Raw genomic sequence first — 12,590 nt, forward strand, 5'->3', positions numbered from 1 at the left:
ACCGCAGTAAATGTTTAAAACATTGATGCTCTCAACGATAGCCTGACTATACATTTTGCTCAACGAGATGCAGAGTTACTGGCAGTGAAAAAACAGACAAGGAGAAGCGATGAAGGTCAGACTTGCTATACCTGCTGAGGCTGAAGAATGCTGGAACATCCGTAACCAGGCAATTCGTCATGGATGTAAGGAGAGCTACGGGCCTGAGATTATTAAAGCATGGACCCCGGAAAAAATGCCTGAGGGTTACAGAAGGGTTATTGTCGATAACCCTTTTTTCGTCGTTGACGGGTTGGATAAAAGGCCGGTAGCGACCGGCTTTCTCGATCTTTCTACAGGTAGCATTGAAGCTATTTTTACTTTGCCTGAGTTTCTCAGAAAGGGGTTTAGCAGCCTGATAATTAACGCTATCAAAGACGAAGCGCGAAAGCGTGGTTTTAAGGAATTAAGATTATCTTCAACGCCTAATGCACAATCTTTTTATGAAAAACATGGATTCACTTTCATTAAAGAAAATCTTTATCCATCTGCTCTTACTCAGACGGATCTTCGCTGCATAGATATGGTTTTCAGGTTACAGGCTTAATTCAGCCGTTTCGTCTGGAGACTATCGTAAATTTCTATAAAAAGGAGTGGTGACTATGACTTTACAACACATGCGTATTGCCAGGCCTGTTAGCTCACTTAGCAGAAGCTGCGAATTGTACTCACAGGGGCTTGGACTGAATAAAATTGGTGAATTTACCGACCATGATGGGTTCAGCGGATGCATGTTAGGGCGTAAGGATTTAACCTGGCACCTTGAGTTTACGCAGTGTCACCATCATCCGGTTCTACCATCACCTTCCGCTGAAGATCTTCTGGTTCTTTATATTCCTGAGCGAGATAGCTGGGAGGCTACCTGCTCCGATATGGATAGCGCCGGATTTATTCGGGTTGAATCATTCAACCCATACTGGGACCAAAAGGGCATTACCTTCGGGGATATTGATGGCTACAGGGTTATCATTCAGAACATGCATTGGGGCAATCCCTGACTCTGTTCAGTGAAGGTGGTGTGAAAAATTCGACAGACTAAACAGGATTTTGCCGCTTTGCTCTTATGCTACATTCATCGTTACGTCAGAGTGCAGGAGAGATCAAAATGTTAACCGTATGGGGTCGAAAAACGTCTTCAAATGTCCAGGCGTTGATGTGGTGCATTGGCGAAATGCAGTTGCCGTATGTAAGGCATGATATCGGGCATAAGTACAAAGGAACTGAGACTGATTTTTTTTATTCTTTAAATCCCAATCGAACGGTTCCGGTTCTGCAGGATGGGGCAGCTTTTCCTCTGTGGGAAACGGGCGCTATCCTGCGCTATCTCGCTAATCAGTATGGTTCAGAAAGTTTCTGGCCTTCGGATGCTTTAAAAAAAGCTAACGTCGATCGCTGGGCCGAATGGTCAAAAATCAATGTTGCAATGGCTTTCACCGCCCCGGTGTTCTGGCGTGTTGTCCGGACGCCTGAGGATCAGCGTGATGAGAATGCAATAAAAGAAGCGATGACTAATCTGGAAAAGAATCTCTTAATTGCAGAAACGCAGTTGGCAAAGCACCGTTTTCTGGCTGGCGATGATTTTTCTCTGGCTGACATTCAGTGCGGTCACGTTTTGTACCGCTATTACGAGATAGATGTTATTCGTCAACCCTTGCCCAACTTACGTGCCTATTATGAGCATCTTGCTTCGCGCCCGGCCTGGCAGGAGCATGTCATGGTCTCCTGGGAAGATCTGCGGGCTTAATGTATTGGCAGACCTGGTAACCTGGCACAGTCGCCGTAATTACAGGTATAATCCCACCCATTATTTAACGGGATTAGATACCAAAATGACAAAACTTACCTTACAAGAGCAGATGCTAAAAGCTGGATTAGTCTCCAGCAAAAAAATGGAAAAAGTGCAAAGAACCGCTAAAAAATCACGGGTGCAGGCGCGTGAGGCAAGGGCGGCCGTGGAAGAGAATAAAAAAGCGCAGCTTGAGCGTGATAAACAGCTGAGTGAACAGCATAAGCAGGCGGCCTTATCGAAAGAGCATAAAGCTCAGGTGAAGCAGCTCATAGAGATGAACAAGATTGATATTGCCAGAGGCGATATTGGTTTTAACTTCACCGATGGTAATTTAATCAAAAAAATCAGCGTTGATAAGGCTACTCAAGCCCAGCTGATTAACGGACGTCTCGCCATTGCCCGCCTGAGCGTTGATGAGAATGGCGAGAGCAAATACGCTATTATTCCCGCAAGCGTAGCCGATAAAATAGCCCAGCGGGATGCAAACAGTATTGTATTAAACAGTGCGCTCAGTCAGGAAGAGCAGGATGAAGAAGATCCCTATGCTGATTTTAAAGTGCCTGACGATTTGATGTGGTAACAGACCACTCGCCTCAGAACGGGCTGACACTACGTGCTCTGATCCGCTCTCCGCTCATGGGATGCTCAAAATGCAACTCACTGGCGTGAAGCATCAGCCGCGGCGTCTGCCCGGTGCCAGGCAAAAGACGACCGCCATAGAGGTCGCAGCCCAAAATAGGGTGGCCCAACTGCTGGCAGTGAATGCGCAGTTGATGGGTTCGCCCCGTCTCCGGGGTTAGTTCTACCCGCGTTACCGGCAGTAAGCTCCCGTTTTCCAACTCATGATAAAAACGCTCAACAACCCGATAGTGGGAACGGGCTGGTTTGCCGTGGATTGCGCAAATCGACATAAGGGGAAACAGCGCCGGATCTTTGGCAATTGCCGCCTCTATCGTCCCTTCATTGTTGTCCAGATGTCCGCAGAGCAGGGCGCTGTAGACTTTGGTCACTGCGCGCTGGCTGAACTGCTGGCAGAGGGCCGCATTGACCGCTTTATTGCGGGCAATCACCATCAGCCCGGACGTCCCGAAATCAAGCCGATGCACCAGGGTGCAGCCGGGAAATATCTCTACCAGCCGGTGATGCACCGAATCGAGATTTTGCGGGTTTTTCCCCGAAAGGCTGAGCAGCCCGGTTGGCTTATTGATCAGCACCAGGTGTTCGTCCTCATAGAGATTCTCGATCTTTTCATGGCATGGCGGAGCAATAAAGGTATCAATAATCTTCGACATCAGGCTACCCGGCGGGAAAGGGGAGCGGATGATAGCGAATTTTACGCTGACTGGCGAATTGGCTGTTCGTGGGGTGGGATCCCTGAAAAAAGAAAATAATGATGATATTATTTGATACTTGTATTGCAGGCCGCAACTGACACAGATCTTAACCGCTGAGAATGAATTATGAACAATGAAGTGCCGATTAAATTTTATGACATCGTGGATGAGTATTCGACAGAATGTGCCAGACCGGTAAATGAATCAGAACGTGACCCTCTGGCGCGCTATTTCCAGCTGCTGTTCACCCGCTTAGAGAACAACGAAGAAATCAGTGAGAATGCGCAAAAAGAGATGGCCACTGAAGCCGGTATCGACGAGCAACGTATCGATGAGATAGCGACCTTTCTGAATCAATGGGGCAACGAGTAGCGCCCGGTACAGCAGGTTTGAAAAAGGCGGACTTAGTCTGTTTTTCTCTCACTTAAACCAAAGGCGTAGTCTGCGCGGGCATTGTGCTTTACACTGCGCGCTGAAAAAACTGAGCAGATAAACGATTAAGCAGGCGGTAATGGCGATGAACGGAACAATCACAACCTGGTTTGAAGACAAAGGTTTTGGATTTATCAAAGATGAAAACGGGGATAACCGTTATTTTCATGTGATTAAGGTCGCCAACCCTGAGCTGATCAAGAAAAATGCGGCGGTGACGTTCGAACCCACGACCAATAATAAGGGATTGTCGGCCTATGCTGTGAAGGTCGCGCCGGAAAGCAAATATATCTATATTGCAGGTGAGCGTCTTAAGCTCACCTCGATCAAGTCTTACCTGGTATACAGTGAAGAAGTCCCAGCCGAGACGCGCATTGATAAAGAGAATACGGTGCTCTCTGTAGGGAGCCTGATGAACAGCATCAAGCCAAAATCCGCCGCTGAGGCGGGTGAAACGCGCTCACTGAAAAAACTGGCTATCACTACCTTCCAGGGCACGACCTTAATCTTCTCGGAAGAAGAGATCGACGTGGATGCCACGGTGAAACTGCTTAAAGTCTGACAGTCAGCTTAAGGGATTAAGCGAACGATTCATCGCTACAATCTCTGCATGAGCAGGATTTTCGCCCAGTTTAGCAAACAGCTCGGGCAGACGATCCTGTTTCGCTGCCGCTTCGCCTCTGACGGCGGCAGCGAGGCCTCCTTTCATCTCCTCCGCACTATAATCGCAGCAGTAGGCGGACGTCGAAGGCTGTCGCCGCCGTGACTCTTCCAGGTAGCACTAAAACCTCTTGAGTCCATCCGGAGTTGTGACTAAATTACATTTTAGTTACTCGTTTTAATCAGGGTACGTTGAGCTAAGCTGGAAAAATGACTAAACACACTACTGTTAATCCCTCGCGTGGCCCCTCGGACCACAACATCCGCGATCGGGTCGTGGAAGCCGCAACAGAGCATTTCGGCCATTTTGGCTATGAGAAAACCACCGTTTCTGACCTTGCGAAAGCGATAGGTTTTTCAAAGGCCTACATCTATAAATTTTTCGATTCTAAGCAGGCAATTGGCGAGGTGATCTGCAGCAACCGGCTGGCGATGATCATGGCGATTGTCAATTCGGCCATCGCCGATGCGCCGACCGCCACGGAAAAAATGAGACGTTTACTCAAAGCACTTACTGAAGCCGGTAGCGATCTCTTTTTTCACGATCGCAAGCTTTATGACATTGCAGCGGTTGCAGCACGTGATAAGTGGTCTTCGACAGAGAAGTATGAAGAGCGAATGCGAAAGCTTATTGAACAGATCATCCTTGAAGGGCGCAAAACGGGAGAATTTGAGCGTAAAACGCCGCTGGATGAAGCGACACATGCGATATATCTGGTTATGCGGCCTTATATCAGTCCGGTTCAGCTGCAATATAATTTGGAGACGGCTTCGTCAGCCGCAGCGCTGTTGTCATCGCTGATCCTGAGAAGCTTGTCACCCTGAGTGTGCTTTCCTGAGTTTGTGACTATTGACATTATTGGTCACTAGTTTGAGAATGCGGTTTCCGTCCTGTTAATCATTAAGGGAACCCATGCTCAGGCTCACCCCTGCCACCTTTGCTGTTTGCCTGCTGCCGCTTGCCCTCGTAGCCTGCGGCGATCCTTCTGCTACCAACGATCCTCGTAATCTGCCTCCCCTGGTCAGAGCTGCCACCGTGACAGATGCGGTTGGTGTCTCGCGCGCCTTTACCGGCGTTGTTGTCGCCCGCATTCAAAGCGACCTGGGTTTCAGAGTGCAGGGAAAAATCCTCGAGCGTCTGGTGGATACCGGTCAGGTTGTTAAACGTGATCAGCCTTTGATGCGTCTTGATCCCGTTGATCTACGCCTTCAGGCGCAGGCTCAGCAGCAGGCGGTTGCGGCTGCGCGAGCGCGCGCCAGGCAAACGGCTGATGATGAAGCACGCTATCGCGGTCTGGTCACTTCAGGCGCGGTCTCTGCATCGGCCTACGATCGGATAAAGGTGGCGGCAGAGACGGCCAGAGCGGAACTCAGCGCGGCTCAGGCCCAGGCAAACGTGGCGCAAAACGCGACGGGCTATGCCGTGCTGCTGGCCGATGCCGACGGCGTGGTAATGGAGACGCTGGCAGAGCCTGGTCAGGTTGTGACTGCAGGCCAGCCGGTGGTCAGGCTGGCCAGAGCCGGGCAGCGCGAGGCTATCGTGCAGCTGCCTGAAACACTTCGTCCTGCCGTGGGAAGCGAGGCTCAGGCAAGGCTTTACGGTACCGGTCAACAGTATGTTGCTGCGAAACTGCGCCTTCTCTCCGATGCGGCCGATCCGGTGACGCGTACCTTCGAAGCAAGATATGTGCTTGAGGGGGCGCTGGCAGGTGCGCCGCTCGGCTCCACCGTGACGCTGCATATTGCAGAGGATAAAACCCCTCGCCAGATGCTGCAGGTGCCGTTAGCTGCTCTTTACGATCCGGGCAAAGGGCCAGGCGTCTGGGGCATTTCAGGAAAGCCCGCCAGAGTCTCATGGCGGCCCGTTCAGGTACTGGGATTAGGTGACGATGCGGCAAGCGTGACCGGCAGTCTCCGGCCGGGAGAGCAGGTAGTGGCGCTGGGCGCGCATCTGCTGCATGACGGCGAAGCCGTTCGCATCGCGGAACAGAGCAGTGCCAGGATCCAGCCATGAGCAGCGGGCGCTTCAATCTTTCAGCACTTGCTGTCCGCGAGCGCTCCATCACCCTGTTCCTTATCATCCTGATTACTGTCGCCGGTATTCTCGCGTTCTTTGGATTGGGGCGGGCGGAAGATCCGCCGTTTACCGTTAAACAGATGACGATTATTTCTGCCTGGCCAGGCGCCACGGCGCAGGAAATGCAGGACCAGGTTGCCGAACCGCTTGAAAAGCGGCTGCAGGAGCTGAAGTGGTACGACCGCAGCGAAACCTATACCCGTCCCGGTCTGGCGTTCACCATGCTGTCGCTGCAGGACAGCACGCCCCCTTCACAGGTGCAGGAGGAATTCTATCAGGCGCGTAAGAAGCTTGGCGACGAGGCCAGAAACCTGCCGGCAGGCGTCATTGGCCCGATGATTAATGATGAATTCTCCGACGTCACCTTTGCGCTCTTAGCGATTAAGGCGAAAGGAGAGCCACAGCGCCTGCTGGCCCGCGATGCGGAATCGCTGCGCCAGCAGCTTCTCCACGTGCCCGGTGTGAAAAAGGTCAACATCATTGGCGAGCAGAGCGAGCGCATCTTTGTCTCGTTTTCCCATGACAGGCTGGCCACGCTCGGTATCTCTCCCCAGGATATTTTCTCCGCGCTCAACGCTCAGAACGTCCTGACGCCCGCCGGTTCGATTGACACCAGCGGACCGCAGGTCTTTATCCGCCTGGATGGGGCTTTCGACAAACTGGAGAAGATCCGCGAAACGCCGGTTGTGGTTCAGGGCCGGACGCTGCAGCTTTCGGACGTGGCAACCGTTGAACGCGGCTATGAGGATCCGGCGACATTTATGGTGCGTAACCAGGGGGAACCGGCCCTGCTGCTGGGCATCGTCATGCGGGAGGGGTGGAACGGACTGGACCTGGGTAAGGCGCTGGATGCGGAAACGGCCAGAATTAATGAGGGCATGCCGCTCGGGATGTCGCTGACCAAAGTGACCGATCAGTCCGTCAACATCAGCTCAGCCGTTGACGAATTCATGATCAAATTCTTTGTCGCTCTGCTGGTAGTGATGGTGGTCTGCTTCGTCAGTATGGGCTGGCGAGTAGGCGTGGTGGTCGCCGCTGCCGTGCCGCTGACGCTGGCTGTTGTCTTTATGGTGATGGCGGCTTCCGGTAAAAACTTCGACCGTATCACGCTGGGTTCTCTGATTCTGGCGCTGGGTTTGCTGGTGGATGACGCCATCATCGCCATCGAAATGATGGTGGTAAAGATGGAGGAGGGGTATGACCGCATCAAAGCCTCCGCCTATGCCTGGAGCCACACGGCCGCGCCGATGCTGGCGGGTACGCTGGTGACCGCCGTCGGCTTTATGCCCAACGGATTCGCACACTCTACCGCCGGTGAATATACCAGCAACATGTTCTGGATTGTGGGCATCGCCCTGATCGCTTCGTGGATAGTGGCGGTAGTGTTTACGCCTTATCTGGGGGTGAAAATGCTGCCGGAAATCAAAACGGTGGCGGGAGGGCATGCAGCTATCTATAACACCCGCCATTATAACCGCTTTCGCCGGCTACTGACCCGCGTCATCGCGCGGAAATGGCTGGTAGCCGGCACTGTTATTGCCCTCTTTACTGTGGCTGTATTGGGCATGGGGCTGGTCAAAAAACAATTTTTCCCGACCTCTGACCGCCCGGAGGTACTGGTAGAAGTGCAGTTGCCGTATGGCACTTCCATTGAGCAGACCAGCGCCACCACGGCGAAAATCGAAGCGTGGCTGGAAAAGCAGAAAGAGGCAAAAATCATTACCTCCTACATCGGGCAGGGTTCACCGCGCTTTTATCTGGCCATGGCGCCGGAACTGCCCGATCCCTCGTTTGCAAAAATAGTGGTGCTGACGGAGAGCCAGCAAGATCGTGAGGCGCTCAAATTCCGGCTGCGTGAAGCGGCGGCTGACGGGCTGGCACCGGAGGCGCGGGTGCGGGTGACGCAGCTGGTATTTGGCCCTTATTCCCCTTACCCGGTGGCGTACCGCGTCATGGGGCCGGACCCGGCCACGCTGCGCGTTATCGCACACCAGGTGGAAGCGGTGATGCAAGCCAGCCCGATGATGAGAACCGTTAACACCGACTGGGGGCCGCGGGTGCCAACGCTGCATTTCACGCTCAACCAGAGCCGCTTACAGGCGGTGGGCCTGACATCAAATGCTGTCGCGCAGCAGCTTCAGTTTCTGCTTTCTGGGGTTCCGGTTACGTCAGTACGTGAGGACATTCGCTCAGTGCAGGTTATGGCCCGTGCGGCCGGAGATATCCGGCTCGATCCGGCAAAAATAGCGGGCTTTACCCTGGTGGGCTCTGCGGGCCAGCGCATTCCGCTCTTACAGATAGGGGAGGTTGAGGTGCGTATGGAAGATCCCGTTCTGCGTCGTCGCGATCGTACCCCGACCATTACAGTGCGGGGGGATATTGCAGAGCACCTGCAACCGCCGGATGTCTCTACGGCGATGCTGAAAGCGTTACAGCCTGTTGTCGATAAGCTTCCCGCCGGATACCGCATCGAGCAGGCAGGTTCCATTGAGGAGTCAGGTAAAGCGACTAAAGCGATGGCGCCGCTGTTCCCGATCATGATCGCCCTGACGCTGTTGATCATCATCCTGCAGGTACGGTCGATGTCGGCGATGGTGATGGTCTTCCTTACCGCGCCGCTGGGCCTGATTGGGGTGGTGCCGATGCTGCTGCTCTTCAGCCAGCCGTTTGGCATTAATGCGCTGGTGGGGCTGATCGCGCTGTCGGGGATCCTGATGCGTAACACCCTGATCCTGACAGGGCAGATCCATCACAACCAGCAGGAGGGTCTTGCGCCATTTGATGCGGTGGTAGAGGCAACTGTTCAGCGCGCCAGGCCGGTATTACTGACGGCGATGGCCGCCATTCTGGCATTTATCCCGCTGACGCACTCGGTTTTCTGGGGAACGCTGGCCTATACCCTGATTGGCGGCACCTTTGGCGGCACCATCATCACGCTGGTGTTCCTGCCGGCGATGTATGCCATCTGGTTCAAAATCCGTCCTGCTGAGCAGAAGAGTTCAGAAGAGAAGGCTCCGGTATGACGGTCACTTAAGCGGGTGAATTCCCGTGCAACGATTTTATTCTCCTTAAGATAGCGAATTGAATGAAGAGGTTTTAACCATGGTTCCTGAAAGTCACAAACGAATAGTTGTCACCGGCTGCGGTGTTATCACTCCGCTGGGATGTGGTACAGAGAAGGTCTGGCGCAGGCTTCTGGAAGGACAATCCGGCATAAGACGCCTTCCTCCTGAAATCAGTGAAGGAACCGGTGTTATCATTGCAGGGCAGGTTCCTGAGCTTTCAGAAGACCCTGAGGCAGGCTATGAACCGGAGCGATGCATACCGCCCAAAGAACGCAAAAAAATGGACCGTTTCATAGAATTCGCCCTCGTTGCAGCTCAGGAAGCACTGACGCAGGCAGGCTGGCAGCCCGCGAATGAACAAGAGCGAGAACGGACGGCAACCATTATCGCCTCAGGAGTGGGAGGATTTGGTGCGATCGCTGACGCTGTGCGAACCACCGATACAAGAGGCCCTCGGCGGTTGTCACCTTTCACCGCGCCCTCATTTCTCGCCAATATGGCAGCAGGCCATGTCTCTATCCGATATGGTTTCAAAGGACCGATCGGCGCACCGGTCACTGCATGTGCCGCAAGTGTGCAGGCGATTGGGGACGCGTCCCGGCTGATCAGAAGCGGCGAAGCGGATATTGCCATTTGTGGCGGTACAGAAGCGGCCATTGATCGCGTCACGCTGGGGTGCTTTGCCGCAGCACGCGCGCTCTCCACCGGTTTTGCAGAGAAGCCAGAGGAAGCCTCAAGGCCTTTCGATCGCGATCGGGATGGGTTTGTTATGGCAGAGGGGGCCGGATTATTAGTGATTGAATCTCTTGAGCATGCGCTGGCACGCGGCGCAACCCCGCTGGCTGAACTGGTGGGCTATGGCACCAGCGCCGATGCATGGCATCTCACCGCCGGGCCAGAGGATGGTAGCGGTGCCCGCAGGGCTATGGAGCTGGCTTTGGCTCAGGCAGGGGTAAAGGCTGATGAAGTACAGCATATCAATGCCCATGCCACCTCGACCCCGGTGGGCGACAAAGGGGAACTGGCGGCGATCCGCTCTCTGTTCGGCAGTGATTCAGGCGTGGCTGTCACTTCAACCAAGTCAGCTACCGGTCATCTGCTGGGGGCGGCGGGTGGCGTGGAGGCCATATTTACCCTACTTGCCCTGCGTGATCAAATCATCCCGCCCACGCTGAATCTGCATAACCCGGATGAAGCGGGGCAGGGGCTAGATTTTGTGGCGTTAAAGGCCCGTTCTGCTGCTATCACGCATGCCTTATCAAACGGCTTCGGTTTTGGCGGCGTTAATGCCAGCGTTCTGTTTCGTCGCTGGGAGTAACCTGCTGAAAAGATGTCATCGGCTATCTTGTTTTAAAACGACAGTGGCTGAATCTGCGCTCAGCGGTTAACGCATCCTTAATTCTTTTATGCAGTAAAGAAATCATACTGATGATGATTAAAGTAGGATTCTTTGCTGCATAACTTCATTAATAAACCCACCCCTTCTGTTTTCATTATTTGCAGGCGTAAAGATCTGCCTGTAGTCCTGCCTGCAAAGCTGAAACGATAAAGCAAAGCGTGTCCTGCGCCTCATTTATAAAGCAATTTCGCAAGTTAATTTCATTATTATGTGAGGATAGTTACATTTTATCAGCGTTTTAAGCGCAATTTCCCGTCAGTTGAAGCACATCACATTTCTTTAACTTTCTTGGCAGTATATTTTTCAGGCAAAACAAAAATCGATTCAGCTAAAAGGGATAAGAGATGAAAACTAAACTGGTTTTAACGATGCTTGCGGTCATGATTTCAGGTCAGGCTGCGGCTAAAACCTGGGTGCTGACCAGTGCTGAAGCTGGCACAGAGAAGGGAAACTGGAAGATTTCAAGCGAGGAGCTGAAAGTAAAAGATAAGACCTTCAGCATCGAGCAGAAAGTATTGCATGGCGGTAAACAGGAAGGCAGTAAAATCATTGTTATCAGCAGTAAAGATGGGCTGACCATTACGCTAAGCCCGACCCGGGGCATGAATCTGCTCAAGGTAGAAGGTTTTGGCTCGAGAATGGGCTGGGATTCGCCTGTTAAAGAGGTGGTTAACCCGGCATTTATCAACCTGGAAAGTCGCAACGGGGTTGGCTGGCTGGAAGGTTTCAATGAAATGATGGTCCGCTGCGGCTACGAGTGGACAGGGCATCCGGTTACTGCAGATGGTCAAATTTATACGCTGCATGGCAAAGCGGGGAATACGCCTGTTTCCCAGACCGAGGTTGAGGTGTCAGATACGGCACCCTATGAAATCAAAATCCGCGGGCTGATAAAAGAGAGCACCTTTAAGAAAGCGGATTTGCAGACCATGACCGAACTGCGTTATGTGCCTGGCAGTAACAGTTTCAGCCTGCATGATGTTTTAACCAACCATGCTGATTATCCACACGATTACCAGATTATCTATCACAGTAATTTCAGCTCGCCGATTCTGGAGGAGGGGGCGCGCTTCCTGGCACCGATGGCCAGCATCAGCCCGTTCAACGATTATGCTAAGGCCGGACTGAAAACATGGCAAACCTTTGCCGGTCCGACCAAAGGGTTTGATGAAATGGTCTTTAACATCAAGCCGCTCTCCGATCAGAATCACCAGACGCTGGCGGCAGTAGTGAACAAGAAGGGTGACAAGGGAGCCTCCATCCAGTTTGATACCCGCCAACTGCCCGTGCTGACATTATGGAAAAATACCGATACAGTTAAACAGGGGTATGTGACCGGAATAGAACCTGGCACCAGCTATGCCTATCCGGTAACCGTTGAGCGTGAGCAGAAACGCGTTAAGCAGCTGCAGCCGGGAGTCAGCACCCAGTTCGATCTGACCTATACCTTACTGCACAGCAGCGAGCAGGTTGCCGATACCGAGAAGAAGATCGCGGCTATTCAGGGCGATACCAAAATTGATGAAAACGCAGCGCCGATAGCTAAAGAGTAAAGGCTACAGGAAGAGTGAAAAGCCAAAAGCCCGCTCGGGGAGACTTGAGCGGGCTTTTCTCTGTTACGGAAGCTGCGCCGCATTTCGTTTATCTGATCCGTCATAATCCTTTGAACCGCAAAAACAGTTTTCTATTATCCCCTCTCTTTACGCTTCGTTATGTTAAAGGAATCAGCCACCATGAATATGACTAAAAATTGCGCACCGCCCGCTGTTGGTGTTATATTAAAATATAATATTCG

General features: G+C 52.6%; 13 protein-coding genes. 11 read left to right on the plus strand and 2 right to left on the minus strand.

The annotated features are described in order from the left end of the window. The first annotated feature begins 109 nt into the window (after positions 1-109). The 4 genes from Q3V30_RS07940 to Q3V30_RS07955 all read left to right on the plus strand — a co-directional run bounded on the left by Q3V30_RS07940 (position 110) and on the right by Q3V30_RS07955 (position 2,408). The gene (locus Q3V30_RS07940; protein ID WP_306212043.1) at positions 110-586 is read left to right on the plus strand and encodes a GNAT family N-acetyltransferase; all 477 of its coding nucleotides are present in this window, start codon (positions 110-112) and stop codon (positions 584-586) included. Positions 587-641: 55 nt separating this feature from the next. After that, complete coding sequence (locus tag Q3V30_RS07945) at positions 642-1,037, plus strand: VOC family protein (RefSeq protein ID WP_306212045.1); 396 nt, start codon at positions 642-644, stop codon at positions 1,035-1,037. A gap of 107 nt (positions 1,038-1,144) precedes the next feature. Beyond that, complete coding sequence (locus Q3V30_RS07950) at positions 1,145-1,783, plus strand: glutathione S-transferase family protein (RefSeq protein WP_306212047.1); 639 nt, start codon at positions 1,145-1,147, stop codon at positions 1,781-1,783. An 85-nt stretch (positions 1,784-1,868) separates the two neighbouring features. Next, complete coding sequence (locus tag Q3V30_RS07955; protein WP_306213128.1) at positions 1,869-2,408, plus strand: DUF2058 domain-containing protein; 540 nt, start codon at positions 1,869-1,871, stop codon at positions 2,406-2,408. 13 nt (positions 2,409-2,421) lie between these two features. On the opposite strand, the gene Q3V30_RS07960 is transcribed toward Q3V30_RS07955, so the two are convergent. Continuing rightward, the gene (locus tag Q3V30_RS07960; RefSeq protein ID WP_306212048.1) at positions 2,422-3,120 is read right to left on the minus strand and encodes an RluA family pseudouridine synthase; all 699 of its coding nucleotides are present in this window, start codon (positions 3,118-3,120) and stop codon (positions 2,422-2,424) included. Positions 3,121-3,288: 168 nt separating this feature from the next. Here Q3V30_RS07960 and Q3V30_RS07965 point away from each other — a divergent pair, with 168 nt between their 5' ends. Further along, positions 3,289-3,534, plus strand: coding sequence for a YmjA family protein (locus tag Q3V30_RS07965; protein ID WP_306212051.1), 246 nt, complete (start codon positions 3,289-3,291; stop codon positions 3,532-3,534). 139 nt (positions 3,535-3,673) lie between these two features. Next, positions 3,674-4,156, plus strand: a complete 483-nt coding sequence (locus tag Q3V30_RS07970) for a cold-shock protein (RefSeq protein ID WP_306212053.1) — start codon at positions 3,674-3,676, stop codon at positions 4,154-4,156. A gap of 3 nt (positions 4,157-4,159) precedes the next feature. Here the strand turns inward: Q3V30_RS07970 and Q3V30_RS07975 are convergent, their stop codons facing one another. After that, the gene (locus Q3V30_RS07975; RefSeq protein WP_306212054.1) at positions 4,160-4,303 is read right to left on the minus strand and encodes a transporter; all 144 of its coding nucleotides are present in this window, start codon (positions 4,301-4,303) and stop codon (positions 4,160-4,162) included. Positions 4,304-4,464: 161 nt separating this feature from the next. On the opposite strand from Q3V30_RS07975, the gene Q3V30_RS07980 reads away from it, so the two are divergent. The 5 genes from Q3V30_RS07980 to Q3V30_RS08000 all read left to right on the plus strand — a co-directional run bounded on the left by Q3V30_RS07980 (position 4,465) and on the right by Q3V30_RS08000 (position 12,348). Continuing rightward, positions 4,465-5,079, plus strand: a complete 615-nt coding sequence (locus Q3V30_RS07980) for a TetR/AcrR family transcriptional regulator (protein WP_306212056.1) — start codon at positions 4,465-4,467, stop codon at positions 5,077-5,079. 88 nt (positions 5,080-5,167) lie between these two features. Further along, positions 5,168-6,268, plus strand: a complete 1,101-nt coding sequence (locus Q3V30_RS07985; protein WP_306212058.1) for an efflux RND transporter periplasmic adaptor subunit — start codon at positions 5,168-5,170, stop codon at positions 6,266-6,268. Next, entirely contained in the window at positions 6,265-9,354 is a 3,090-nt protein-coding gene (locus Q3V30_RS07990; RefSeq protein WP_306212060.1) for an efflux RND transporter permease subunit, read from the plus strand. The genes Q3V30_RS07985 and Q3V30_RS07990 overlap by 4 nt, the downstream gene beginning before the upstream one ends. Positions 9,355-9,433: 79 nt before the next feature. After that, entirely contained in the window at positions 9,434-10,714 is a 1,281-nt protein-coding gene (gene fabF / locus Q3V30_RS07995) for a beta-ketoacyl-ACP synthase II (RefSeq protein WP_306212063.1), read from the plus strand. A gap of 425 nt (positions 10,715-11,139) precedes the next feature. After that, on the plus strand, positions 11,140-12,348 hold the full coding sequence (locus Q3V30_RS08000; RefSeq protein WP_306212065.1) for an aldose 1-epimerase family protein: 1,209 nt from the start codon (positions 11,140-11,142) through the stop codon (positions 12,346-12,348). Positions 12,349-12,590 lie beyond the last annotated feature (242 nt).

The organism is Erwinia pyri (assembly GCF_030758455.1).
Classification (GTDB): Bacteria; Pseudomonadota; Gammaproteobacteria; order Enterobacterales; family Enterobacteriaceae; genus Erwinia; species Erwinia pyri.

Bases quoted from the DNA above. Each gene is read 5' to 3' on its own strand.
- Q3V30_RS07940 (WP_306212043.1), top strand. From the start codon at position 110: ATGAAGGTCAGACTTGCTATACCTGCTGAGGCTGAAGAATGCTGGAAC.
- Q3V30_RS07945 (WP_306212045.1), top strand. From the start codon at position 642: ATGACTTTACAACACATGCGTATTGCCAGGCCTGTTAGCTCACTTAGC.
- Q3V30_RS07950 (WP_306212047.1), top strand. From the start codon at position 1,145: ATGTTAACCGTATGGGGTCGAAAAACGTCTTCAAATGTCCAGGCGTTG.
- Q3V30_RS07955 (WP_306213128.1), top strand. From the start codon at position 1,869: ATGACAAAACTTACCTTACAAGAGCAGATGCTAAAAGCTGGATTAGTC.
- Q3V30_RS07960 (WP_306212048.1), bottom strand. From the start codon at position 3,120: ATGTCGAAGATTATTGATACCTTTATTGCTCCGCCATGCCATGAAAAG.
- Q3V30_RS07965 (WP_306212051.1), top strand. From the start codon at position 3,289: ATGAACAATGAAGTGCCGATTAAATTTTATGACATCGTGGATGAGTAT.
- Q3V30_RS07970 (WP_306212053.1), top strand. From the start codon at position 3,674: ATGGCGATGAACGGAACAATCACAACCTGGTTTGAAGACAAAGGTTTT.
- Q3V30_RS07975 (WP_306212054.1), bottom strand. From the start codon at position 4,303: ATGAAAGGAGGCCTCGCTGCCGCCGTCAGAGGCGAAGCGGCAGCGAAA.
- Q3V30_RS07980 (WP_306212056.1), top strand. From the start codon at position 4,465: ATGACTAAACACACTACTGTTAATCCCTCGCGTGGCCCCTCGGACCAC.
- Q3V30_RS07985 (WP_306212058.1), top strand. From the start codon at position 5,168: ATGCTCAGGCTCACCCCTGCCACCTTTGCTGTTTGCCTGCTGCCGCTT.
- Q3V30_RS07990 (WP_306212060.1), top strand. From the start codon at position 6,265: ATGAGCAGCGGGCGCTTCAATCTTTCAGCACTTGCTGTCCGCGAGCGC.
- fabF (WP_306212063.1), top strand. From the start codon at position 9,434: ATGGTTCCTGAAAGTCACAAACGAATAGTTGTCACCGGCTGCGGTGTT.
- Q3V30_RS08000 (WP_306212065.1), top strand. From the start codon at position 11,140: ATGAAAACTAAACTGGTTTTAACGATGCTTGCGGTCATGATTTCAGGT.